The 25,259-nt window shown below is 63.4% G+C and carries 21 protein-coding genes; 7 read left to right on the top strand and 14 right to left on the bottom strand.

Going from position 1 to position 25,259, the window contains the following annotated elements; all coding sequences use genetic code 11:
- The first annotated feature begins 23 nt into the window (after window positions 1–23).
- Window positions 24–461 (top strand): acyl-CoA thioesterase, encoded by a 438-nt coding sequence (locus CHB96_RS28800; protein WP_141136600.1) that lies wholly within the window; start codon window positions 24–26, stop codon window positions 459–461.
- Here the strand turns inward: CHB96_RS28800 and CHB96_RS28805 are convergent.
- Window positions 449–2,386, bottom strand: coding sequence for an acetoacetate--CoA ligase (locus tag CHB96_RS28805; protein ID WP_089252836.1), 1,938 nt, complete (start codon window positions 2,384–2,386; stop codon window positions 449–451). The genes CHB96_RS28800 and CHB96_RS28805 overlap by 13 nt on opposite strands.
- A gap of 183 nt (window positions 2,387–2,569) precedes the next feature.
- Here CHB96_RS28805 and CHB96_RS28810 point away from each other — a divergent pair, with 183 nt between their 5' ends.
- Entirely contained in the window at window positions 2,570–3,454 is an 885-nt protein-coding gene (locus tag CHB96_RS28810; protein ID WP_089252838.1) for a PDDEXK family nuclease, read from the top strand.
- Window positions 3,455–3,510: 56 nt separating this feature from the next.
- Here CHB96_RS28810 and CHB96_RS28815 read toward each other — a convergent pair whose 3' ends face one another.
- The 11 genes from CHB96_RS28815 to mftE all read right to left on the bottom strand — a co-directional run bounded on the left by CHB96_RS28815 (window position 3,511) and on the right by mftE (window position 17,174).
- Window positions 3,511–5,136 carry an AMP-binding protein gene (locus CHB96_RS28815; RefSeq protein ID WP_089252840.1) on the bottom strand — a complete coding sequence of 542 codons (1,626 nt, stop codon included), beginning with the start codon at window positions 5,134–5,136 and terminating at the stop codon, window positions 3,511–3,513.
- A gap of 49 nt (window positions 5,137–5,185) precedes the next feature.
- Window positions 5,186–5,950, bottom strand: a complete 765-nt coding sequence (gene eutC / locus CHB96_RS28820; RefSeq protein WP_089252841.1) for an ethanolamine ammonia-lyase subunit EutC — start codon at window positions 5,948–5,950, stop codon at window positions 5,186–5,188.
- Complete coding sequence (locus CHB96_RS28825) at window positions 5,947–7,359, bottom strand: ethanolamine ammonia-lyase subunit EutB (protein WP_089252842.1); 1,413 nt, start codon at window positions 7,357–7,359, stop codon at window positions 5,947–5,949. The genes eutC and CHB96_RS28825 overlap by 4 nt, the downstream gene beginning before the upstream one ends.
- Window positions 7,356–8,795: an ethanolamine permease gene (eat, locus tag CHB96_RS28830; RefSeq protein WP_089252844.1), complete on the bottom strand. Its 1,440-nt coding sequence runs from the start codon at window positions 8,793–8,795 to the stop codon at window positions 7,356–7,358. Before eat ends, CHB96_RS28825 begins: the two co-directional genes overlap by 4 nt.
- Before the next feature lie 82 nt (window positions 8,796–8,877).
- Window positions 8,878–9,897: a cation diffusion facilitator family transporter gene (locus CHB96_RS28835; RefSeq protein ID WP_089252846.1), complete on the bottom strand. Its 1,020-nt coding sequence runs from the start codon at window positions 9,895–9,897 to the stop codon at window positions 8,878–8,880.
- 41 nt (window positions 9,898–9,938) lie between these two features.
- A complete protein-coding gene (locus CHB96_RS28840; RefSeq protein ID WP_176444559.1) occupies window positions 9,939–10,463 on the bottom strand; it encodes a DUF779 domain-containing protein in 525 nt (174 codons plus the stop codon).
- Window positions 10,463–11,986, bottom strand: a complete 1,524-nt coding sequence (gene adh / locus CHB96_RS28845; RefSeq protein ID WP_089252849.1) for an aldehyde dehydrogenase — start codon at window positions 11,984–11,986, stop codon at window positions 10,463–10,465. The genes CHB96_RS28840 and adh overlap by 1 nt, the downstream gene beginning before the upstream one ends.
- Before the next feature lie 96 nt (window positions 11,987–12,082).
- Window positions 12,083–13,378, bottom strand: a complete 1,296-nt coding sequence (locus CHB96_RS28850; protein WP_089252851.1) for a sigma-54-dependent transcriptional regulator family protein — start codon at window positions 13,376–13,378, stop codon at window positions 12,083–12,085.
- 148 nt (window positions 13,379–13,526) lie between these two features.
- Complete coding sequence (gene mftG, locus CHB96_RS28855; protein WP_089252853.1) at window positions 13,527–14,987, bottom strand: mycofactocin dehydrogenase MftG; 1,461 nt, start codon at window positions 14,985–14,987, stop codon at window positions 13,527–13,529.
- The gene (gene mftF, locus CHB96_RS28860) at window positions 14,984–16,381 is read right to left on the bottom strand and encodes a mycofactocin biosynthesis glycosyltransferase MftF (protein ID WP_089252855.1); all 1,398 of its coding nucleotides are present in this window, start codon (window positions 16,379–16,381) and stop codon (window positions 14,984–14,986) included. Before mftF ends, mftG begins: the two co-directional genes overlap by 4 nt.
- A 100-nt stretch (window positions 16,382–16,481) precedes the next feature.
- The gene (mftE, locus tag CHB96_RS28865; RefSeq protein WP_089252857.1) at window positions 16,482–17,174 is read right to left on the bottom strand and encodes a mycofactocin biosynthesis peptidyl-dipeptidase MftE; all 693 of its coding nucleotides are present in this window, start codon (window positions 17,172–17,174) and stop codon (window positions 16,482–16,484) included.
- Window positions 17,175–17,260: 86 nt separating this feature from the next.
- Here mftE and CHB96_RS28870 point away from each other — a divergent pair, with 86 nt between their 5' ends.
- The 3 genes from CHB96_RS28870 (at window position 17,261) to CHB96_RS28880 (ending at window position 20,388) form a co-directional block, all read left to right on the top strand.
- A complete protein-coding gene (locus CHB96_RS28870; protein WP_089252859.1) occupies window positions 17,261–17,977 on the top strand; it encodes a GntR family transcriptional regulator in 717 nt (238 codons plus the stop codon).
- A 132-nt stretch (window positions 17,978–18,109) separates the two neighbouring features.
- Window positions 18,110–19,648 (top strand): NCS1 family nucleobase:cation symporter-1, encoded by a 1,539-nt coding sequence (locus tag CHB96_RS28875; RefSeq protein WP_176444560.1) that lies wholly within the window; start codon window positions 18,110–18,112, stop codon window positions 19,646–19,648.
- 5 nt (window positions 19,649–19,653) lie between these two features.
- Window positions 19,654–20,388, top strand: coding sequence for an aspartate/glutamate racemase family protein (locus CHB96_RS28880; protein WP_089252863.1), 735 nt, complete (start codon window positions 19,654–19,656; stop codon window positions 20,386–20,388).
- A 45-nt stretch (window positions 20,389–20,433) separates the two neighbouring features.
- On the opposite strand, the gene CHB96_RS28885 is transcribed toward CHB96_RS28880, so the two are convergent.
- Window positions 20,434–21,081 carry a Rid family hydrolase gene (locus CHB96_RS28885; RefSeq protein ID WP_089252865.1) on the bottom strand — a complete coding sequence of 216 codons (648 nt, stop codon included), beginning with the start codon at window positions 21,079–21,081 and terminating at the stop codon, window positions 20,434–20,436.
- 27 nt (window positions 21,082–21,108) lie between these two features.
- A complete protein-coding gene (locus CHB96_RS28890; RefSeq protein ID WP_089252867.1) occupies window positions 21,109–22,686 on the bottom strand; it encodes a flavin monoamine oxidase family protein in 1,578 nt (525 codons plus the stop codon).
- Between the two features lie 223 nt (window positions 22,687–22,909).
- Between CHB96_RS28890 and CHB96_RS28895 the strand changes: the two genes are divergently transcribed.
- Entirely contained in the window at window positions 22,910–24,415 is a 1,506-nt protein-coding gene (locus CHB96_RS28895) for an APC family permease (RefSeq protein ID WP_089252873.1), read from the top strand.
- A complete protein-coding gene (locus CHB96_RS28900; protein ID WP_089252869.1) occupies window positions 24,415–25,173 on the top strand; it encodes an IclR family transcriptional regulator in 759 nt (252 codons plus the stop codon). Before CHB96_RS28895 ends, CHB96_RS28900 begins: the two co-directional genes overlap by 1 nt.
- Window positions 25,174–25,259: the final 86 nt, after the last annotated feature.

A 25,259-nucleotide genomic window follows, 5' to 3' on the forward strand; every position in this document is an offset into this window, starting at 1 on the left:
CGAAGGCATGAGAACGTGTACCGGTGACCGACGACAACGAGATCGGCTACCACGCACGAGTCACCGTGCGGTGGTCCGACATGGACGCCTTCCACCACATCAACCACGCACGGATGGTGACTCTGCTCGAGGAGGCACGCATCGAATGGCTGCTGTCCGAAGGTGATGCCAACGAGAGTCTCATCAAGAGTGCGTTGATCGCGAACGTGAACATCTCGTACAAGAAGCCACTGCGGCACTCGGACAGCCCGCTCGACATCACGCTGTGGTTCGAGAAGGTACGGTCCGTCGACTTCACCATCGGCTACGAAGTCCGCGCAGCGGGCGCGCCCGAGGGGTCGCCTCCTGCAGTCCTCGCAACGACGCAGATGGCGATGGTCGACGTCGGATCGGAGACCCTGCGCCGCATCACGGCCGACGAGAAGCTCTACCTCGCCAGGTGGACACGTCAGCGCTCGTGATCCCGTCCCCGTTCGACGTACCAGTCCACGAGATCCGGTGCGTCGACAGCGGTTCGGTCCAGAGTTCGTGACACGTCACCGCCCTGGAACAGGCGCTTGATCGGCACCTCGAGTTTCTTGCCGGTCCGAGTATGCGGGACGCCAGGGGCCGCGATGATTTCGTCGGGCACGTGGCGCGGCGACGCATGGTCGCGAATGGCGGAATTGATGCGCGCGCGCAGATCGTCGTCCAATTCGGCGCCTTCGGTCAACACGACGAACAGAGGCATCCAGTAACTGCCGTCGTCGGATTCGACACCGAGCACGAGCGATTCCGCAATCTCCGGCAATGCCTCGACGGCCTGATAGATGTCCGCGCTTCCCATTCGAATTCCGTTGCGATTCAACGTGGAATCGGAACGACCGTGTACGACGACACTGCCGTGCGCGGTTCTGGTGATCCAGTCGCCGTGCCGCCACACACCCGGGTAGGCATCGAAATATGCTCCGCGATAGCGCGATCCGTCATCGTCGTTCCAGAAGCGGACCGGCATCGACGGCATCGGTTCGGTGACGACGAGCTCGCCCACCGCATCCGTCACGGGCTCGCCGTCGACGTCGTACGCGTCCAGCGCGACGCCGAGGAACGGCGCCGACAGTTCACCCGGCCAGACCGGAACCGTGCGTACTCCGCCCGCGAACGCCGACACCACGTCCGTACCACCGGAAATCGAGAACACGGGGACCGACTGGCCGACGTTCTCGGCGAGCCACAACGACGACGTCGCAGGCAGCGCGGACCCGGTGATCCCGATCGCGCGCAGGGCCGTCAGATCGTGGTCGTGGGCGGGATGCGACTCCGCCTTGATGCACGACAACACGTATCCGGGACTCGTTCCGAGGAATGTCACGTTTTCGCGAGCTGCGATCGCCCACAGGGCATCCGGCGTCGGGAAGCCAGGGCTGCCGTCGGCGCAGACGATCGTCGCGCCGACCAGCAATCCCGCTACCTGGAAGTTCCACATCATCCAACTCGGGCTCGTGTACCAGAAGAAGATGTCGTCCGGTCCGATGTCCGACTGCAGCGCAACGGATTTGAGATGCTCCAGCAACACCCCGCCGTGTCCGTGCACGATCCCCTTCGGCAGACCTGTCGTGCCGGACGAGAACACCACCCACAGAGGATGATCGAACTCGACATACGTCGATTCCCACTCGGCCTCACCCACCGACGCGTCGACCCAGGAGATCGAGCCGTCCACGGGTTCGCCGATATGGATGACCGACGCCACCGTCGTCAAACCCTCTCTGAGAGTGGCGACGTCGGCACGCTTGTCGTGGTACTTGCCGCCGTACGAGTAGCCGTCGGCCGCGACCAGGACCTTCGGATCCAGCTGCCCCAATCGGTCCAGCGCTGCCGATGCCGAATAGTCCTGACCGCAGGCAGACCAGACCGCGCCGATACTCGCGGTCGCCAGGAACGCCACGATCGCTTCCGGGATGTTCGGCAGGTACCCGACGACCCGATCCCCCGGCTCGACGCCCGCCTCACGCAGAGTCCGCGACACAGCGGCACTCTGCCGCGCCAGCTCGCGCCACGACATCTCGGTGCGACTGCCGTCCTCACGCGCATGCACGATCGCGGAACCGTCGTTGCCTGAATGCCTGCGCACCTGATCGACGTAATTGAGCTGAACACCTGGAAACCATTCGGCCCCTGGCATGCTCGACTCGGCGAGCACCCGAGTCGGTTCGGTGTCGGACCTGACCTCGAAGTAGTCCCACACCGCCCGCCAGAACGACCTGATGTTCCGCGTCGACCATTCCCAGAGCTCGTGATAGCCGGCCGTCGTGACCCCGTACTCGCGTTCGACGAAACGTTGGAAGTCGGTGATGCGTGCACCCTCGATGTCGTCCGGCGACGGAGTCCACTGCGGTTCGATCATGGTGCCAAGTATTCCTCGAGCGGTCTTCGTACAACCGCATTCCCTGTTTACAACACCACCATCTGTTGTAAACGGGTGGCGGTGTTGTACGAACGAACCAGAATTCATCCACAGCCCCCAGATTCATCCACATTCTCGGTTTCCCGCTTCCGGAGGCGCTCCCAGCGTCCCATCATCATTGCCATGCAACCCGACTCCGACGGCTTCATCACCCGCGCAGCAGCATTGAAAATCGGCTACACCGACAAGGAATTCGCACGCCTCGTCGCGAACGGCGACCTCCGGCGAATCGCGAAGGGCACGTTCTATCCCGGAGACGAATTCGACGCACTTCACCCTGCAGGCAAGCACCGGCTGAAGGCCATCGCGACTGTCCGCGGGAGAAAGGGCCATGCCGTGAGCCACGTCTCGGCGGCAGCGATGCACGGGTTGTCGCTGTGGAACACCGACCTGAACACTGTGCACCTGTCCACCGATCGGCCGACAGGAGGTCGCAAGAGTGCAGGTCTTCACATTCACACCGGCCGCCTCGACCAGGTCATGGTCGGGTCCACACCGGTGACGTCTCCCGCACGCACCATCGTCGACACCGCACGCATACTCGATCTGAACCATTCCGTCGTGATCGGAGATTCGGGTCTGCGAAAGCTCGACGTGACCCATGACGACCTCGAAGCGGCGCTCGAAGAGAGTGCCCGACTGCATAACATCGCAGCGGCACGGCGGGCGGTCGCCCTCATGAACGGGTTGAGCGAGAGCCCAGGTGAATCACTGAGCCGATTACGGATGGAGGAATACGGAATGCCGAAACCGACTCTGCAGCACCGAATTCCTCACCTAGGGTTTCGCGTCGACTTCTTCTGGGAGGAGTTTCGCATCGTCGGTGAGTTCGACGGCAAGGTCAAGTACGACAACCGCGAAGCGAACTTGGCCGAGAAGGTTCGCGAAGACGCGCTTCGCGACGAGGGTTACGCAGTATTCCGATGGATGTGGGATGACCTGTGGAACTTCGCCGAAGTTCGTATGCGCTTCGAGCGGGCAAAGGCTCGAGCTACGTTTGCCCACTGACCACCCGTTTACAACACCACCATCTGTTGTAAACGGGTGGCGGTGTTGTACGAAACCTACCCCAGCAAATCCATCGACCGCTCCCGCATCTCGACCTTGCGCACCTTCCCCGTCACGGTCATCGGGAACTCGTCGACGACGTGGACGTACCGCGGAATCTTGTACCTCGCGAGTTTCCCGTCGCTGAATGCACGGACCGCCTCGGCGTCCAATGGCGCTGCGCCGTCCCGCATCCGGATCCATACCATCAGTTCCTCGCCGTACTTCGCGTCGGGGACGCCGATGACCTGCGCGTCGAGGATGTCGGGGTGGGTGTAGAGAAACTCCTCGATCTCCCGGGGGTAGATGTTCTCTCCCCCGCGGATGACCATGTCCTTGATCCGACCGGTGATGGCGACGTACCCGAGCTCGTCCATGACTCCGATGTCCCCGGTATGCATCCACCCGGCCGCATCGATCGCCTCGGCCGTCTTGTCCGGCTGCTCCCAATACCCGAGCATGACCGAGTAACCCCGCGTGCACAATTCACCCGCCTCACCACGTGGGAGCGTCAACCCATCGACCGGATCGACGATCTTTACCTCGAGATGCGGCCCGACTGCACCGACCGTCGACACTCGTTGATCGATGGTGTCGTCGCTTCGGGTCTGCAACGACACCGGTGACGTCTCCGTCATGCCGTAGCAGATCGACACCTCCGACATCCCCATACGTTCGATGACCTGCTTCATGACCTCCGTCGGGCATGGTGATCCCGCCATGATTCCGGTTCGGAGACTGGAGAGATCGAAGGAATCGAACTCGGCCAGCGCGAGCTCGGCGATGAACATCGTCGGGACGCCGTACAGCGACGTACACCGCTCCTGCGCGACGGCCGCCAATGCAGCCGCTGGGTCGAACGCCTGGCCCGGAATCACCATGGCTGCACCGTGACTCGTGCAGGCCAGATTTCCCATCACCATGCCGAAACAATGGTAGAACGGCACGGGAATGCACACACGATCGTCGGCCGTGTAATGGCACAGCTCGCCGACGAAGTAGCCGTTGTTCAGAATGTTGTGATGACTGAGCGTCGCGCCCTTGGGGAATCCCGTTGTACCCGAAGTGTATTGGATGTTGATCGCGTCGTCGGCGCTCAGCAGTGTCTGTGCATCGGCGACGAGCGACGGATTCTCGGCGAGCGCCCGGTGGCCACGATCGGTCATCAACTCCCAGGGAAAGCTTCCGATGAATACGGCCTCACGTAGATCGGGACATTCACTACGCGCCTCTTCGATCATGGCCGCGTAGTCCGCGCCCTTGAACTCGGGCGCGGACAGTAGAAGCGACACGCCGGCCTGCTTCAACACGAATTGGAGTTCGTGCGTCCGGTAGGCAGGGTTGATGTTCACCAGTACGGCACCGATCTTCGCAGTGGCGTATTGCGCGAGAACCCATTCGGGGCAATTCGGCGCCCAGATACCGACGCGATCGCCCTTGCCGACCCCCTTCACCAGCAGCCCGGCCGCGAGAAGTTCGACGTCGGCGATGAATTCGGAGTACGTCCACCTCCGGTCGGAGACAACGTCGACGAGCGCGTCGTTGCCCGGATACAGTGCGGCTGTTCGATCCAGGTTCGCGCCGATGGTGTCGCCCAGCATCGGCGTCGACGACACCCCGGACGAGTAGCTGAGAGTTTCCATTCTCCCCACGATAGTGACGTGCATCACCGGCGACCACCCCCGAAAGGGGCTACTCCGAGATGACCTTCACATCGGCGTTCTCGAGTGCGTCGGCACGCGAGGTGTCCTTGAGCGCGACGCCCGATCGTCCCAGCTTGCGAGCGCCACCGACGAGGCCCGCAACGATCTTCGCGGACTGGGCGTATCCGAGGCCTTCCGGAGGATGGATGTTCGATATGCAGTTGCGGTCTGCGTCGGACTTCCCCGGAGCAGGCAGATGCGTCAGGTAGATCCCGAGGCTGTCCGCGACGGACAGCCCAGGCCGCTCCCCGATCAGCACGAGAACGGTACGCACTCCCATCGCTTCGGCGATGTGGTCCCCCAACGCGACGCGTGCCTCGGTCGCGATGACCGGCGGTGCAACCGAATACACCTCCGACAGCTCGGACACCAGCGCCTGCATCATCTGCGCGCCGTGATCCATCAACGCACGCGGTGACAAGCCGTCACTCAGCACGACACCGATGTCGAACTCACCCTTCTCGATTCCGCTGAGATCCTTGGGAATTCGGCCCAGATCCGGCCGTCGGAGATATTCTGCGCGAGACTCCGCACGTGACGTCACGACGACCGGAGCACCGATCCCGACGGCCTCGACATCGGCCACGAACGTCTCGACGTCGAGTGGCATGTGCACTGCGTCCCGTGCTGCCGCATGCGCCGACCTGAACTCGAGCACCCGCGACGTCGGCAGCGAATCGCCGGTGCGGCCCAACCCGATTCGCGCTTGCGTCGTCAGACGCAGATCACGCCAGAACGCCTCGATCTCGCTCATCGACCGACCGTCAATTCGCGTAGCGGAGATCCGGCTGCGTCGATGTCCCGCAACCTGCCCGACGTGTCGACCATTCCCAACCGGTCGAGCCATGCGGCGAACTCGGGAGCAGGCTTGAGCCCCAACACCTGTCGCACGTACAGCACGTCGTGGAAGCTCAGACTCTGGTAGCCGAGCATCACGTCGTCGGCGCCCGGGACCGCGATGACGAACGCGACTCCCGCTGTACCCAGCAGAGTGAGCAACGTGTCCATGTCGTCCTGGTCCGCTTCGGCGTGATTGGTGTAGCAGACGTCGACGCCCATCGGCAGCCCGAGCAGCTTGCCGCAGAAATGGTCTTCCAGCCCGGCACGCACGATTTGCTTTCCGTCGTACAGGTATTCGGGCCCGATGAAGCCGACGACGGTGTTGACGAGAAGCGGTTCCAGGTCTCGGCAGACAGCATAGGCGCGGGCTTCCAAAGTCTGTTGGTCGACCGGCTTACCACCCACGCCGAGGTGGGCGCCCGCACTGAGCGCCGACCCCTGCCCCGTCTCCAAGTACATGACGTTGTTCCCGACGGTTCCGCGGTGCAGCGACCTGCCCGCCTCGTTCGCTTCACGGAGCAGCGAGACATGAACGCCGAAGCCGGAATTCGCGCCTTCGGTGCCGGCGACGGATTGGAAGACCAGATCGACCGGCGCCCCCTTGTCGATCAGTTCCATCGTCGTCGTCACGTGCGACAGGACACACGATTGCGTCGGGATCTCGAAGCGCTGCCGAACCTCGTCGAGCAGATACAACAGATCCGACGTCGCATGCGGTGAGTCGGTCGCCGGGTTGATTCCGATGACGGCATCACCGGATCCGAGGAGCAACCCGTCGAGCGTCGCCGCCGCGATGCCGCGTGGATCGTCGGTCGGGTGATTCGGCTGCAACCGCGTCGCCAACGTGCCAGGAAGCCCGACCGTCGTTCGGAATGCGGACGTGACCTCGGCTGCACGCGCGACGGAGATCAGATCCTGGTTACGCATGATCTTGCTGACGGCCGCGACCATCTCCGGAGTCAGGCCTGCGGCCACGGACCGCAACGTCGTCACTGAATCTTCCCGCGCGGCCGCGTCGAGCAGCCAGTCTCGAAGACCGCCGACGGTGAGGTGCGAGATCTGCCCGAACGCGATGCGGTCGTGCGAGTCGACGATCAGTCTGGTGACCTCGTCGGTTTCGTACGGGACGAGGAGGTCGTGCAAGAACGTCTCGAGCGATACGTCGGCCAACGCCCATTGCGCGGCCGCTCGCCCCGCGTCGGAATGCGCCGCACAGCCGGCCAACTCGTCACCGGATCGCAGTGGGGTGGCTTTCGCCATCAGCTCGACGAGCCCGTCGAACTGGTAGGTCGTGCCCGAGACTTGCTGGGTGTACGTCGTCATTCGAGTTCTGCTTCTGCCTTCGCGAGGGCGGCAAATTCTTCGTCGGGAGAGTTCGCGACGAGGTGATGTCTGCTGTAGACGCCGAAGTACAGCATGAACGCTGCGAAGACACCGAGGCACCACAACGCAGCCGTGCTGTCCACGAGGAACGTCGCGACGACGGCCAACGCTGCGACGACGAGCGCGAAGCCTGTGGTCGCGATTCCACCGGGTGTCCGGTACGGACGCTCCATGTCGGGTTCTTTGCGACGCAGCACGATGTGGCTGATCATCATCAGAACGTAGCTGAGCGCGGCGCCGAAGACCGCCATGTTGAGCAGCATCGCGCCTTGACCGGTGAGCGAGAGCAGGAACCCGATGATGCCGGGCACGATGAGTGCGAGCGTCGGCGCCTTGCGAGAGTTGGTGACGGACAACATCTTCGGCAGGTAGCCGGCACGCGAGAGCGCGAAGAGCTGGCGCGAGTAGGCGTACATGATCGAGAAGAAGCTCGCGACGAGACCGGCGAGTCCGATGTAGTTGACGACCTTCGCCGCCGAGTTGTCTCCGAGCGCCTCGACGAGCGGGTTGCCCGACGACTGCATCGCGTCGGCGCCACCGGCTCCGGTGACGAGGAAGAGAACTCCGGCACCGGTCACGAGCAACACCGCCATCGCTGCGATGATGCCCCGCGGTACGTTCTTCGACGGGTCCTTGGCCTCCTCTGCAGCCAGTGGAACACCCTCGATAGCCAGGAAGAACCAGATCGCGAAGGGCACGGCCGCCCAGATGCCCAGGTAGCCGAAGGGCAGGAAGCTCGATGCGCCTGCGGCGTCGGACGGTGCGATGTCGGTGAGGTTGGACGCGTCGAACTGCCCGAGTGCCGATACCGCGAAGATCACGAGTCCGACGAGCGCGATCGCGGTGATGACGAACATGATCTTGAGCGCTTCACCCGCGCCTGCGAGGTGGATGCCGATGAAGATCGCGTACACCGCGAGGTAGACCCACCACCCGTCGGTGATGCCGAAGAGCCCGAGCGACTCGACGTAGGCGCCGATGAAGGTGGCGATCGCCGCCGGCGCGATGGCGTACTCGATGAGAATGGCTGTGCCGGTGGCGAATCCGCCCCACGGACCGAGTGCGCGACGCGCGAACGTGTAGCCGCCGCCTGCCGCGGGAAGCGCCGACGACATCTCGGCCATACCGAGCACCATCGCCAGGTACATGCCGGCGATCAGGATTCCGGCGATGAGGAGGCCACCGAAGCCGCCCTGCTCCAACCCGAAATTCCAACCGGAGTAGTCACCGGAGACGACGTAGCTGACGCCGAGCCCGGCCAGCAGGATCCAACCGGCCGTGCCCTTCTTCAGCTGGCGTTTGGCCAGATAGTCACCACCTTCGACATGCGATTGTGTGCTGTCGTGGTGGCCGCCAGTCGGCTGGGCTACGGACATGTTCTTGCCTCTCGGTATGAGTGAGGGACTCGAGAATAGGCCTGCGGTGTAAGCGGCGCGTCATCGTCGTGTGACGGGAGAATTACGTGGTCCGGTGCGGTACGACGCCTGCATCACCCTTGTCGCGCTCGTCCGGTTCGGCCACTGTCAGAACGGCGTCGACGACGGCATTGTCGGTCTCCAGTTCACGCTCCAATCTGCGGAGAGTGCGCGCAATCGACGATTCGACGGAGTCTCCGACGAGATCGACGCTTGCGACGACGAACAATTGCTTGGGTCCGACGAATTCGATGCGAACGAATCGAACAGAGGCAACCTCCGGCAGCCGCTCGATACGTTCGACCACCGCATCCCATAATGCGCGCGAACCCGGTTCACCGGTGAGGAATCGGCGATTTCGATCGATCAGAACGACGGCGACGACACCGAGCAGAATTCCGACCGCGATCGACCCCAGCGCGTCCCATACCGCGGAGCCGGTCAGCTGATGCAGACCGATACCGGCCGCGGCGATGACCAGACCGATGAGCGCGGCACTGTCCTCGGCGAACACGGCTCGAAGCGTGGGGTCGGACGTTTCCAGCGCGTAGTCGAGGAAGTCCTTGTCGTACTGCTGGGCCTCTCCTCGAATCTGCTTGACCGACTGCAGAAACGAGATGCCCTCCAACACGAAGGCAACGGCCAGGACGATGTAGTTGATCGTGTAGTTCTCGGCGGACGACTCACCGGAGAGCAACGACGTCACGCCGTGCCAGATCGACACCGCGGCACCGGCGACGAACAGGCCTACGGCAGCGAGCAACGACCAGACGTACGCTTCGCGCCCGTACCCGAGTGGGCGCGCACGGTCCGGTCCTCGCGACCCTCGTTTGTTGGCGACGAGGAGAAATATCTCGTTGCCGGTGTCGGCCCACGAGTGCGCCGCTTCGGCGACCATGGATGCCGACCCGGTCGCCACCGCGGCCGCCGATTTGGCGATGGCGACGCCGAAGTTGGCGCCGAACGCGATGACGACGGTGCGGAGGCTTTCGCCGCCTGAGGTGTCGGAGCTTTTCACTGGATCGACTGTAGGCGCCTTCGGCGCATGTGCACGAAAATACATAGCCCGCTATGTATTTTCGTGCACATGGCGGCGAAGCCGCCCTACCCCTGCAACATTCCCGGGACCGGGCATGCATCGACGGCCTCCGCGACGACGATGACGTCGTCGGGAACCGGTGGCCGACGGCCCTCTTCCCAGTCCACGCCGACGAACGGAACGATCTCCTTCACGACGTCGTACTCGTCTTGCGTGAACGCCCGTCCACGGCTCAGGAACCGAAGGCCCTCAGGGGTTTCCAGCGAGAACCCCGACCCTCGGCCTGGCACCACGTCGAGCACCATCTGTGTGTGCTTCCACGCCTCGAACTGCGAGCCGGAGATCCAGACCGGCACCGCGTCGTCGCCTTCCGGGAGATCGGTAGCGACGTCACCGACACCGAGGCGCAGGTCGAGCAGCCCCAGCAGTACATCGCGGTCTCCGACGATGAATTCGCCTGCGGGATAACACATCGGCGACGACCCGTCGCAGCACCCACCGGACTGGTGCATCATCAGTGCGCCGTGGATACCGCCGAGGCGACGGAGAAGCTCCATCGCCCCGGCGGTTGCTCGTAGACGCGCAGGCATCAGAAGAAGCCCTGAGCCTTCTGGGCGTAGCTGACCAGGAGGTTCTTGGTCTGCTGGTAGTGGTCGAGCATCATCTTGTGGTTCTCACGACCGATGCCCGACTGCTTGTAGCCACCGAAAGCAGCGTGTGCCGGGTACTGGTGGTAGGTGTTGGTCCACACGCGACCGGCCTTGATGTCGCGACCCGCACGGTAGGCGACTCCGCCGTCACGCGACCAGACGCCTGCGCCGAGACCGTAGAGGGTGTCGTTGGCGATGGAGATGGCCTCGTCGTAGTCCTTGAACGACGTCACCGAGACGACCGGTCCGAAGATCTCTTCCTGGAAGATACGCATGTCGTTCTTGCCCGTGAAGATCGTCGGCTGCACGTAGTAGCCGCCGTTGAGGTCTCCGCCGAGCTGAGCGCGCTCGCCACCGGTGACGACCTGTGCGCCTTCGCCCTTGCCGATCTCGATGTACGACAGGATCTTCTCGAGCTGATCGTTCGACGCCTGCGCACCGATCATCGTCTCGGTGTCGAGCGGATTGCCCTGCCGCACAGCCTTGGTACGAATCGCAGCGAGAGCGAGGAACTCGTCGTAGATATCTGCCTGGATGAGCGAGCGCGACGGGCAGGTGCAGACCTCACCCTGGTTCAGGGCGAACATCGTGAAGCCTTCGAGCGCCTTGTCCTGGTAGTCGTCGTTGGACGAGAGGACGTCGGAGAAGAAGACGTTGGGGCTCTTGCCACCGAGCTCGAGGGTGACGGGGATCAGGTTCTGCGACGCGTACTGCATGATGAGGCGTCCCGTGGTGGTCTCACCGGTGAACGCGATCTTCGCGATGCGCGGGCTCGACGCGAGCGGCTTGCCTGCTTCGGTGCCGAATCCGTTGACCACGTTGACAACTCCGGGCGGGAGCAGGTCACCGATGATCGAGATCAGGTGCAGGATCGAGGCAGGCGTCTGCTCGGCCGGCTTGAGGACGACGGCGTTGCCTGCAGCCAGCGCGGGAGCGAGCTTCCAGACGGCCATGAGGATCGGGAAGTTCCACGGAATGATCTGGCCGACGACGCCGAGCGGCTCGTGGAAGTGGTAGGCGACGGTGTCGTCGTCGATCTCGGACAGCGAACCTTCCTGCGCACGAATGCATCCCGCGAAGTAGCGGAAGTGATCGACGGCAAGAGGAATGTCGGCGTTGAGGGTTTCACGGATCGGCTTGCCGTTGTCCCAGGACTCGGCGAGCGCGATGGACTCGAGGTTCTCGGCGATGCGGTCGGCGATCTTGTTGAGGAGTACGGCGCGCTCGGCAGCAGAGGTCTTGCCCCATGCGGGCGCAGCGGCGTGAGCGGCGTCGAGTGCGAGCTCGATGTCCTCGGACGTGGAGCGGGCTACCTCGCAGAAGTTCTCACCGGTGACGGGAGTCGGGTTCTCGAAGTACTGGCCCTTGACTGGTGGCACCCATTCGCCGCCGATCCAGTTGTCGTAGCGCGGCTGGAACGACATGACTGCATCTGCGGAACCGGGGCGTGCGTAGACGGACATCTAGTGACTCCTTCGTCGTTCATCAACTGATGTGATTCAAGACACTAGAGTCTGCAACGTTGCAACTACGTTGCTGCACTGCGTGCAGGAAGAGAATTACACGCCGAGCTGACGATCCAGCAGGTCGATACGTGCACTGACCTGGCCGTAGAGCGCAGAATCTCGACTGAGCGTTGACCGGTACGCTTCCCACGCGACGACGTCGCTACGTCCGTGTATCGAGGACGTCCACTGCGCAAGCAGCATCGGATCGCCGACGCGCAACAACGCGGCCTGGACACGCGAGCGCAACTCGTCGCGAATTTCCTCGATACCCGGTGACGTCGACCCGGGCAGAACCGGGCCGGTATAGATGCGCAACGCAGCGTCGACGTCGCCTCGATCGAGGGCGCGGCGGACGTCGTCGACATCGGATGTCAACGTGCCGACCAGACGGTACGGGCGTGACGCGAGCCCTGCGGATCCGAATGCCTTGCGCAGACGTGACATTTCGGCCCGGATCGTCACGGAATCCAGTTCTTGCTCGTCGAGCAGTACCGCGAGATGGTCCGAACTGAGACCTTCGGGATGATCGGCGAGAAGCAGCAAGATCTCTGCGTGACGACCGGACAGTGCGGTCCTGCCACTCTCCCGGACCAATCCTGGACGTCCCGATCCGAGAACTTCCAACCGAGGCGCAGTCTCGCCCAACGACTTCGGCGAATTCATCAGGTGCACGCGCAGCTCGGACTCCGCAGCGGCGACGGTGGCTCTGACGAGCGAGAGGACTTCGGGGACCGCCACGCGGGGCCCTCCGGTGATATCGATGGCTCCGAGGATGTGCCCACTCGTCGGGTGATGGACGGGAGCCGCCGAACAACTCCAGTCATGGACGGTGCGGGTGAAGTGCTCGGCCGCGAAGATCTGGACGCAATGATCCACCGCCAGCGCAGTACCCGGCGCGTTGGTTCCCTTGCTGTCCTCACTCCAATCGGCGCCCTCGGCGAAGTTCATCGACATCGCACGGTCTTTCGCGGCCGTGTCGCCCTCGACCCAGAGCAACCTGCCTTCCGCGTCGGAGATCGCGACGAGCAGCCCGGTGTCCGCGGCGTCCTCGACGAGAAGTTTGCGGATGACGGGCCGGATGATCGACATGGGATGCCCGTTGCGGTAGCGCTCGAGTTCGACGCCCGTCAGCACCGGCGGTTCGTCACCACCGTTGGGATCGACGCCTTTGGTACGACTCCTCATCCAGGAATCGAGAACGACGGAACGAACGGAATCGCCCGTGGGCCACTCGTGTTCGACGAAGGAGCGATGAGCCGTCGACATCTTTCGAGCCAGGACGTCGACGTCGTCCCCTGGGCGAACCGCGACCCATGGGTTGCCCTGTCCCGCCACTCTTCCTGTCATCTATGTAGTCCCTCTTCTGACGCGTTCACACCACTGTAACGCAGCTCACACACGCAGGTACAGCTACACGGCCCTCGCGAGGGTGCAGCTGGACGGTCATTTCCTCAAACCGTAGCTGATGCCCGGTTCGACGACGAGAAACCACGGGTCAACGCAGGTCGTCCGCGATCGCTTCGGCGGCGCGTTCGGCCAGCATGATCGCGGTCGCGTGCGGGCCGCGGGTGGGCACGACCGGGATGGCCGACGTATCCACGACGTCGAGACCGTCGAGTCCTCGCACTCTGCATCGGTCGTCGAGCACCGCGTCGGGCCCGCCCATCGCACAACTGCCCGATAAGTGCAGGGCCGTGCCCAGCCGGCCGAACAATCGATCCCCCACGACGTCGACCTTCGACGCGATGGCCGCCAGCGACGGGGTCGACATCAACGCATCCACGATGTCGAGACCGGCATGCAGGGCGTCACGGTCTGCAGCCGATTCCAGATACCGATACCGCACGAACGGCGAGTCCAGCGGATCTGCTGAACGCAGCGTGATGTCCCCCCGACTGTCGGCGCGCATCAGTCCGATCCCGATCATCGGGTCCACCGGCCCGAGCCCGGCGATCATGTGCCCGAACGACGCGGTGTAGGGGCGTATTTCGAGATCGTCGACGTGCAGTACTGCCTCGATCGGCGACGAGGGTCGATGAGGCGCCGAACTGCGGTAGTACACACCGACTTCCGGATGATCGGAGAATCCGCGGCCGACGCGTGGCCGGTCGAGACGAACGGCGATTCCCAACCCCGTCAGATGTTCTGCGGGTCCCACTCCGGACAGCATCAGCAGCTGCGGCGAACGTACCGCCCCGGCGCACAGAACCACACGTTCCGCCCGCACGTCCGTCACGACACCACGCCGCAGCACGCGCACACCCGTCGCCGCGGTCCCGTCGAACAGCACCTGCAGAACAGTCGATTCGGCCATCACCTCGAGGTTGGGGCGATCGAGATGCGGAATCAGATATGCCGCAGCGGCATTCACTCGCCTACCACGAGATACGTTGAGCGGCACTAGACCGACGCCACCCGCGGGATTCGGGTCGTTCTTGTCCGGGTCGTCACCGAAACCGAGATGCGACGCGGCGTCGACGAATGCGTTCGTGACGGCGCCGCGAGAACGTACCGGCGTCCTCGTCACCGGGATCGGGCCGTCGCCGCCGTGCTTGTCACCGGCGTAGTCGTGATCTGTTTCCGATCGGCGGAAGTACGGCAACACGTTCTCGTACGACCAGTTCGACGGCCAGTGGCGGAAGTCGTCCCGCCGGGCCCGAACGAAGTACGCCCCGTTGACCGCGCCGGATCCGCCGAGCACACGTCCTCGCGAGATCTCCCGCGCCACTCCCGGTGCGAGTTCGGCGGGATACGACGACGTCCACGGACTTCCCGGTCCGACGGGCAGGACGTGAGCATCGACGATCTCCGGCGCGTAGTCCTCGACCCGGTCGACACCGAGACCGGCTTCCACGACGACGACGCGGCAGTCCGGATTCTCGCTGAGCCGTGACGCCACGACCGATCCACACGAACCGCCGCCGACGACGATCACATCTGCGTGGTGGTTGCTCACGTATCCATGCGCGGCGCCAGCGCCTTCAGGCTTCGAGACGAGACAGCGCCGCGCCACAGGCCCGCGCCGTATGCGACGTCGTCCATGCGCTTGAAGAATGCGTACCGGACGGGATCGAGGCCGCCGAGTTCACGATGCTTGTACCAATCGGCGACGGCCTCGGCCACCGCCAACCCCAGCGCGATCTTTCGAATTCGACTGGACAGCAACACCGCCAACAGTGTGATCGGCCAATAATGACGACACAGCGCAGACGCCAACTGCCAGAGCCCGGCAACGAAACCTTCCGCCGCGAGAATGGCGGCGATACGGGTCGGTTGGTCGAGTCCGACGAACATCTTGCGAAGCTTCCCGATCGTCACCGCGAGAGTTGCGAGCGCGCCGATCAACCCGATCTTGGTCAGGCTCGCGGCGAACAGGCATGCGATGAGCGTCCACGGCGACATCGCGATCGGCGGGACCATCCCAGGGTGCCGCTCGGCGAGGGGGCTTGCCCCGGTGCCGTAGAACAGCTTGCGTCCGAACCAACGACCGAACGTCACGCGATGATCGTGCGCTACATTCGCGACGGGTTCGTAACGCAGGCGCCACCCTGCCTCCTGCAGCCGCCAGCAGAGGTCGACGTCTTCGGCCACGTGCATCGACTCGTCGAAGCCGTTGCACTCTTCTGCGACGCGTCGCCGAATGAGCATCGCCGCGCTGGGCACGTAGGAGACCGAGCTTCCCGCTTGTACTGCGGCCTCGCGACGGCCCAGGTCGAGCGACGACCGAGCGTGCTCGTAGCGGGCAAGGGCGTTGCCCTCCGGTTCCAGCGCCACGATCCGCGGTGCCACAAGGGCGACGGCCGGGTCGGAGAAATGACCGAGCATGACCTCGAGCCACCCCTTGCGCGGGACGACATCGGAGTCGAGGAACGCCACGAAGTCGGTTGTCGCACTACGCAACCCTGTGTTGCGTGCTGCTGCCGGACCGCGTGAGTCCTCGTGCCGCAGCACCGTCACACCGCCGACGCTCCACTCCATTGCCGGCGGCTGAACCGGCTCGTCGGAACCGTCGTCGACGACGATGACGTTCAGTCCGTGCAGCGCGGGCAGCAGCCTTCCCAGGCCTGCTGCGTTGTTCTTCAGAGGCACCACGACCGTGACGTCGCGCGGAGACGGAATCGACATCGGACGCGGATTCGCCACTCCGGAGTCGAGGAGCTTGCGCGCGACGAGAGCGGACTGCGAATCGGTGACCTCGAGGAAACCGTCGCCGATCATGGCGGCCGCCGTCGGCGCCAGCTTCAGCATCCTCGTCGGCGACCCGCCGATCAGAACGCGACCGTCCGAGTATTTGCGTACGCGCGGATCGACTCGAACCCCGAAGCCATCAGGCAATCGACCTTGACCCATTCAGCGATCGTAAAGGGACACGGGACGAAAGTGTCATCCACGGCCCGAAAAAGTCACTAACATACCGCGAGCCTGTTTTCGTCCTGGGTTTTCGGTCATTTCATCGACTCACCATTCCGTTCGACGACGGGTCCCAACGCTCGACGGCGGCCGTCGCGCGGCGCACCATGTCGTCGAGAATCGCCTGCCCTTCCTCTGCCGTCGCCTCCCGGGGGTCGCCCAGCACACCGTTCGCCGAGACCGCGCGCGTACCGCCCTCACGCAGGCGCGGGAGCAGCGCAGCGATCGACTCGGTGTTGCCCGGCTCGGCGCGATTCATATCGACGGACTCCGGCGAAATATGCAGCAGCAGTGACGTTTCGGTTCGCCCGGCATGGGCGTCGGCACCCGGCACGGCGCACGGAAGCCACGCGACGTCGCGACCTTCGTACCGCAGAAGGGTCGTCGCCTCGACGAGCGTGGCGACATTTCCTCCGTGTCCGTTGACGAAGATCAGCCGCGACGCCCACCTGCACGCCGAGCGCCCGTACTCGACCAGCACGTCACGCAGCGCCTGCGCGCCGATCGAGACGGTGCCCGGGAAACCCTCGTGTTCTCCGCTGGCGCCGTACGCGACGGCAGGCGCCACGACGACGCCGGGCATGCGCGAGCAGACCGCGACGGCGATGCGGGTATCGGTGTCGAGGGGAAGATGCGGGCCGTGTTGCTCGAACGCTCCGACGGGAACGGCGACGGTGTAGTCGTCTCGAACCTGTTGCCAGCTGTGGTTCGCCAGCGATGTCGGGTGCAGCATTCGATCGATGCTAATGCAGCACGACTGTCACACGGACGAAACATCGAGCCACTAGCGTGCGTGACGAGCATCGGGAAGGAGTGACTATGCCACCGCGTCGGAGGTCCGTTCTTCTCGATCGGCTGAACATTTCTGCGCCGGGCGGCCGTCAACCGACCATTCTCGACGAACTCAAACGCGTCATTCTTTCCGGCGACGCCCCGCCCAATACTCCCATTCCGTTGAACGAGGTCGCCGACATGTTCGGCGTCAGCAGGATTCCGGTCCGCGAATCGTTGAAAACACTCATCGGCGAAGGGCTGGTCGATCACAGGCCGAATCTCGGATATACCGTCGCGCAATTGACGTCGGCGGAACTGCGAGAAATGTACATAGTGCGAGAGGTTCTGGAAACGGCTGCCCTCGCCACTGCCGTCGAATTGGCCACCGACGAGGATCGACAGCTCGCCATCGAAGCGAACGCGGCTCTCGAACAATCGATCACGGCCGACGACCCTCGCGAGTATCACCGTCAGAGCCGTGAATTCCATATGGCATTGACACGCCCGTCGCGCATGAAGAGGCTTCTTCACATGCTCGAGTCGGCGTGGAACATCACCGAACCGGTGCAGCCCATGGTGCATGTTGCAGGTTCGGATCGCGAGACACTGCATTCCGACCATAGACAGATGCTCGACGCATTTCTCGATCGCGACGCTGCTACTTTGTCGGCTATTGCGCAATACCATCACGGCAGACTCAACACCGTCATTTCCTCCATTTCTTCGGATACCGGATTACTCGCCGATCCCGCCACGGATTGAGCCGCTCGAAAGATATATTCCTTCCGTCACGCAGGCGCAACAACTGCTCGCTACCTTTTGTCTCGCCGGTCCGCTCCATCGACGCAGTAGACCGACAGCCCACGCGAAGCACGTCGCCCATCAGGAGCATCGATGACAGATACAGCGCACGGATCAGGCACTACGCCGGTAGGTGACGTGGTCGAGGCAGCGGGCCATCCAGTCGGTGGTGGCCTGATCAAGGACTCGTACGACCCGCGTCTGACGAACGAGGATCTCGCTCCGCTGAAGAAGCAGTCGTGGACCTCGTACAACCTGTTCGCATTCTGGATGTCCGACGTCCATTCCGTCGGCGGATACGTCACGGCTGGAAGCTTGTTCGCGCTCGGACTGGCGAGCTGGCAGGTCCTGATCTCGCTTCTCGTGGGCATCACCATCGTCTACTTCTTCTGCAACCTCGTCGCCAAGCCCAGTCAGGTCGCGGGCGTGCCGTACCCGGTCATCTGTCGGGCATCGTTCGGAGTGCTCGGTGCGAACATCCCTGCGATCATTCGCGGGCTCATCGCCGTCGCGTGGTACGGAATTCAGACCTTCCTCGCGTCCGCTGCACTCGACATCGTGCTGATCAAGCTGTTCCCGAGTCTCGCGCCCTATGCCGTGACGGCCGACTACGGCTTCGCCGGACTGTCGGCTCTCGGCTGGGCCAGCTTCCTGTTCCTGTGGGTGCTGCAGGCCGCCGTGTTCTGGCGCGGCATGGAATCCATCCGCAAGTTCATCGACTTCTGTGGACCCGCCGTCTACGTCGTCATGTTCGCACTGTGCGGATACCTCATCTGGAAAGCAGGTTGGGGCGCAATCGATCTGAACCTCGGAGAGGTCGAGTACAGCGGCTTCAGTGCCGTCCCGGTCATGCTGGGTGCCATCGCCCTCGTCGTCTCGTACTTCTCGGGGCCGATGCTCAACTTCGGCGACTTCTCCCGCTACGGCAAGTCCTACTCCGCGGTGAAGAAGGGCAACTTCCTCGGACTGCCGATCAACTTCCTCGTGTTCTCGATTCTGGTCGTAGTCACCGCGTCGCTCACCCTTCCGGTGTTCGGTGAGCTCATCACCGACCCGGTCGAAACCGTCGCCCGTATCGACAGCACGTTCGCCATCGTGCTCGGCGCACTGACATTCACCATCGCCACGATCGGCATCAACATCGTCGCCAACTTCATCTCGCCCGCGTTCGACTTCTCGAACGTCAGCCCGCAGCGCATCAGCTGGCGCGCGGGCGGCATGATCGCGGCCGTCGGATCCGTTCTGATCACCCCGTGGAACCTGTACAACAACCCCGACGTCATCCATCTGACTCTGGAGACACTCGGAGCGTTCATCGGGCCGCTGTTCGGTGTCCTGATCGCTGACTACTACCTGGTGCGGAAGCAGAAGGTCGTCGTCGACGAGTTGTTCACGATGTCTCCCGCCGGAAAGTATTGGTACTCCAAGGGCTACAACCCTGCCGCGGTGTACGCCACCGTCGCAGGCGCCGTCCTCGCGATGTTCACCGTTCTGTTCAACGGCGCGATCGACGGCATGGAGATCGCCGGGATGTCCACGGCGTCGAAGTACAGCTGGTTCATCGGATGTGCCGTCGGATTCGGTCTGTACTACGTACTGGCAACCAAGACCAAGCTCGCGGTGAAGGCGTAGCAACTGTGCTCATCAAGGTCGTCAACCCGAACACCACATGGTCGATGACCGCCACGATCGAACAGTGTGCCCGAGCCGTCGCAGGCCCGGGCACACTCGTCGAGGCGGTCAGTCCCACCATGGGACCCGCGTCCATCGAGTCGCACGTCGACGAAGCACTGAGCGTCCCAGGCATTCTCGAACAGATCACGCTCGGTGAGCAGCAGGGCGTCGACGGCTATGTCATCGCATGCTTCGGCGATCCTGGCCTGGACGCCGCGCGCGAGGCCGCGACCGGACCCGTCGTCGGAATCGCCGAGGCGGCGATGCACGCCGCAAGCTTCCTCGGACGCGGCTTCTCGGTCGTCACCACGTTGGGACGAACCACCGGACGAGCGTGGGATCTGGCCGAGCACTACGGATTCGCGCGGCAGTGCCGTGGCGTACACGCCTGTGAGATACCGGTTCTCGAACTCGAGACGGACCCGGATGCCCGCAAGATCATCACCGAAGCCTGCCGCGACGCGGCACTCCAGGACGGCAGTGACGCCATCGTGCTCGGGTGCGCCGGCATGGCGGATCTGTGCGAGCACATCTCGTCGGAGATCGGAATGCCCGTCGTCGACGGGGTTGCTGCGGCCACGCTGTTCGTCCAATCGCTCGTGACGATGGGACTGCGCACCGGGAAGACCGGCGAGTTCGCGCGTCCGTTGCCGAAGCAGTATTCGGGGTTGTTGTCCGCCTTCGGCGCACGTGAGTGAAAATGTATAGCCCTCTATACATTTTCACTCACGACGTGGAGGCAACTACTTGACCGCATCCACCTCGACCTCCACGAGCCACCCCTGCACCGGCAGCGTGGCGACTTCGAGTGCAAATCGCGACGGCCTCGCCGAATTTCGTTCGATCGGTGCGGCCGGCTCCGCAGTCCCCATCGGCACCAACTCGGTCTCCTCGGTGTCGAGGTTCGTGTTCGCGAAGAACTGGCGGTACGCGCGGTTCCAACCCGTGTAGTCCGCACGGTCGGTGCCAGGCGCGTTGTCGAGGAACACCCGCATTGTCACGACGTCCTCGAGCGAGTAGCCCTGATCTTCGAGGTTGTCGCGGATCTTCTTCAGGACACCGATCCCCTGCGCTTCGGTGACGGTGACACCGTCAGGCAGCGTCCCTCCCGAGAACTGGTCGGTGTCGATGTACGATTCCGGGCTTCCCTCGGGCGCTTCGTCGTTCATCGCCGTCGGACCGATGCCACTGGACTTGTAGACCGTCGCGTCGCCGGATATCTCGACGCCCTGAGCGATCATCGGGTTGGACTCACCGGGTTCGATGACCGCCCGCGCACCCGATGTGGGTTCGGTGACCGCTGCGGCATCGGAGTCCGACGAGCATGCAGCAGTGAACAGAAGTGCTCCCGCGGCGAGGGCAGCAGCAAACGAGCGTGTGGGATTCTGCAACAGATTTTCCTTTCGGGAGAACAGAATTCAGGATGCGGTGACGCGTTCGTGGATGGCAGTGACGACATCGCGTGCCGAGGTGAACGCACCGTGTTGCCACGCGATGGCGTTGGACAGATGATCGCCTGCGAAATAGATCCGCTCCACGGGATCGAGAAGCTTCTCGTACTCGGCAGTCGCGACGCCACCGTGTGAGTCACCTGCGCCTGCCCACGACACCCACGCGCTCTCGGAGTATTTCGTTCGACGCCAACTACCGGAGAACGACGAGCTGATGTCTTTCGTGTACTTCTCGCCGTGGATCATCGAACCTTCGGCGACGGCTTTCGCCAGACGTTGCTTGTGCGTGAGGGATTCGAACGCTTGGTGCCGCTTGCCGGTGTTGTAGTACGCGACGACGACTCCACGGTCGGAGTTGTAGTGGTCGTACGGGAACATGATCTGGGAGATGTCCATGTCCGTGTTGCTCGCTCCGCCGTATATGCGTTCATCCGTCTCCCACCAGCGCCGTGAGTACTCGATTCCGAGCTTTCCGGACGGTGTCGCCTTTGCCGCTCTCAATGCGAGCAGGACGTCGGCGGGCAGGTTGTTGTCCAGGCGGGTGACGAGTGCCGGTGGAATCGTACAGATGACGTAGTCGGCCGAGATCGATTCCGCCGAGCCGTCTTTGACGTACTCGACAGTTGCACCGCCCGACGTGTTCTTCAACGCGGTGACTTCGGCGCCGTAGACGATGTGGTCCGAGCCGATCGCGTCGGCGAAGGCGTAGTAGATCCGGTCCATTCCGCCTACCGGGCTGAACATCAGCATCGCCTGGTCGTAGCCGAACTCGAAGCTGAAATTGCGCCCGATACCGCTCCTGATCACTTCGGACATACCGAACGGTTCGGTCGCGTCGCCGAAGTTCAGGCCTGCGCCTGGCTCCGAACCGTATCCACGACGCGACGATCCGATGTAGCGACCGTCGTCGGACAGATCACCGAAGCCCGACAGGAACTCCGACAACGCGTCCTTGTCGTCAGGTGTCAGAACATCGTCGAGTGCTCCCCTGCTCGCAGCCTTCTGCAGGAGCTCGGACATGTACCCGTAGGTATCGGCTTTCGCCGCTCGGTAGGACACCGACTGCCGATTCAGCGGCGTGTCACTCTTGTAGTTGACGAACGTGTTGGCGTTCTGGTTGCCGAAGGTCTGCAGTTCGACGCCGAGTTCCCGGCAGTAGTCCATCGTGATGTGGCTCTGCGGAATACGCGTCGCACCGATGTTGTAGAAATGGCCGTCCGAGAACGTGCACTTCTGGGTCTCACCGTTGAGATCGGTCTCCTCGTCGCCGCCGTGAATCGACCAGACACGACCACCCGGCCGCTGCCTCGCCTCCAGGATGGTCACCGAATAGCCGGCCTTCTGCAGTTCGTATGTCGCGCAGAGTCCTGCGGGCCCTCCGCCGAGGACGACGACAGTCGGGCTCCCGTCGACCCGGTCGATCAGATCGGCCATCGCAGGCGGCTGAAATCTTCTCGGCCCCGCGGCAGCCGCGGGCGCGAGCCCCAATGTCGACATCGCCCCGTAGGCGAGGCCCGCACCTCCTGTGACGCCGAGGCCACGCATGAACGATCTCCGAGTTACTTCCATCGATACTCCTGTTCGCAGACGTTTCGAGTTCGGCCAATCGTGGAATGCCGAGAATTCCGGAATGCGTAGTGCGCGAGACGTTCACCGAACTCGGGGTGAGAACGGGCGTCGAATTCGTGAATCGTTCTCACTCGTGTGCGCACAGCCGAAGCATCGACGCAATGCAGCCGCAACAATGCGCGGCTATTTTTCGGCCATCATGTCTGCACTCGAACACGCCATCACCGCGTCCTTCGCCGCGCACGAACCTCAGCGACCCGCGCTCTCTCCTCTGCGCGCACTCGGCAGACGACAGCTGTCGGGCATCGAGGTCTTCGCACAGTCGGTCGCGACGACGGCTCCCGCTGCATCGATGGTGATACTTCCGGTCACGATGCTGACTCACGAGACGATGCTCGGCGGTCTGTTGACGGTGTTCGCCGCGACAGTCGCCGTGTCACTGATCGCGTTCTGCGTCTCGCAGTTCACCAGACGTTTCTCCTCGTCCGGAGGTCTCTACAGTTTCACGGTCAAAGGGTCTGGCCCTCGCGGAGCGTTGACCGTCGGAGCAGCGATGCTCTGCAAATACTGCGCCAGCGGAGCGATGACACTGTACTTCGGCGGCCAGGCCGTTCGTAGGGCGTTGGGCGAGATAGGAATTCCTACCGGAGGATCGATCGGGGCGATCGCGATTCACGTCATTATCGCCGCCGTCCTGCTCGCGTGTCTGCTTCGAGGGGTCCGATTCGCCGCGATCGCGATACTTCTCGTCGAACTGTGTTCGTTGCTCTTCATCGCTGCGCTTCTGGTGTTTCCGGACAGTCGATCCGTCGCGATCGAGCCGTCCGGTGCGCCGCACGGCTTGGTGCTCGTCGCGCTCGCAGCGATGTTCTCACTCGCAGGCTTCGAGAGCTCGACGTTCTTCGCACCGGAAGCCAAACGCCCCCTCGTGAACGTGACCAGAACTGTTCTGTCGACGCCTCTCATCTGCGGTGCCCTGTTCACTTTCGCAGCGTGGGCAGTGTGGTCGGGTCGCGGTGGCTTGCTTCTCGACGCGTACCAGCACGGCACATCGACGGGGATCGACGCGTGGCTCGTGATCGCGCTCGACGTCGGGCTCGGTTGTTCGTGGCTCGCGTCGGCGATGGCGTCGTCGAATGCCGCCTCGAGATTGCTGTACACGATGGGAATCGAGAAGGTCGTCTCGCGCCAATTCGCCATGGTGCACAGAACTTTCCGCACTCCACATGTTGCGTTGTACGTCGTCGTCGTCGGATTGGTCATCGTGAGTTCGTCATTGGTCCTCGCCGGTGGGTCGGTCGCACTCGACGACGTTCGATTGCTTGCCCGGGCAGCAGTGCTCGTCGGCTACGCCGTCGTGGCCGTCGCTGCTGTGGTGTTCTTGAGACGCATCGGAGAACTCACGACGACGGTCGTGCTCGCCGGAGTTCTGGCCTGTGCGGCAGGGTGCGCGGTGCTCGTCAACCTCGTCGTGACGGTGAGCCTGCAGCAGAACGCTGCATTGCTCGCGATGCTTGCGGTCCTGGCCGTGTCGGGGTTCCTGTGGCGCGCGTTTCTACATCGCGCTCGCCCGCAGGCACTCGCCGCCGTCGGCGTCTTCGACAGCGCCGAGAGCCGAGACGTGCTTCCCGGTGCGGCGTCGTACGGCGAGAATTCACGCGGCGCGGTGGCACTGGTGAAGCAGCCGAGGCCCCAGGCACGCTGATGGCGGTCCGAACATCGAGAGCGAGCGAGGTCGGCGGGCACGAACCGCGGGCTGTGCAGAAGGCGTTGGCGCTGTTGGAAGCCGTCGCACACCTCGGATCCGGCGCCACCGCGAAGGAGGTCGCGCACGCTGCGGAGATCCCGCCCGCGACTGCGTACCGTCTACTCAATCTCCTTGTCGCAGATGGCTTTCTCGTCCGGATCGACGATCTGTCCGGATTCGCACTCGGACGCAGAACACGAGAGCTTGCCGGTGCAGCTCCACCGGCGGACGTCGACAACTCACAGGTCGTGGACGATCTCCGTACACAGATCAGGTTCGGCGTGTATCTCGCGTCGTACGCGGGCGATCGCATTCAGCTGGTCGACCGGGATCCCGATCACGAACTGTCGGGCGAATCTGCGCTCGTGACACATGTGCACGCGTCGGCGATCGGAAAGCTGCTCCTGGCCAACAGACCCGACCGCCACGTGCTGACGGATCTACGAAAGTTCACCTCGCAGACCATCGTCGACCTCGCCGAGTTGGCGATCGAACTCAGCCGAATTCGCACCGCCGACATCGCGATGGAGAAGGACGAGATCAAGGTCGGACGATCAGCGGTCGCAGTGCCCGTGCGCGACGACACCGGCCGGGTGTCGGGATGCCTCGCCGTGATCGGAAGGACGGGCAGATTGGTTGACGACGATCCGGATCTGATCGGGTTGCTCAGATCCAGTGCCAGCCAGGTGCGGTTCACCCACGTGATCCCCTCGTGATGCTCCTATGACTGTCAAGTAGTGATTTTTCGGGTCAGGAGCTGAAACATTTCGCGGGCGACGGCTCGTTTGAGGCAGCGAATGAT

Origin of the sequence: Rhodococcoides kyotonense (genome assembly GCF_900188125.1) — a bacterium.
In the GTDB taxonomy this organism is placed as follows: domain Bacteria; phylum Actinomycetota; class Actinomycetes; order Mycobacteriales; family Mycobacteriaceae; genus Rhodococcoides; species Rhodococcoides kyotonense.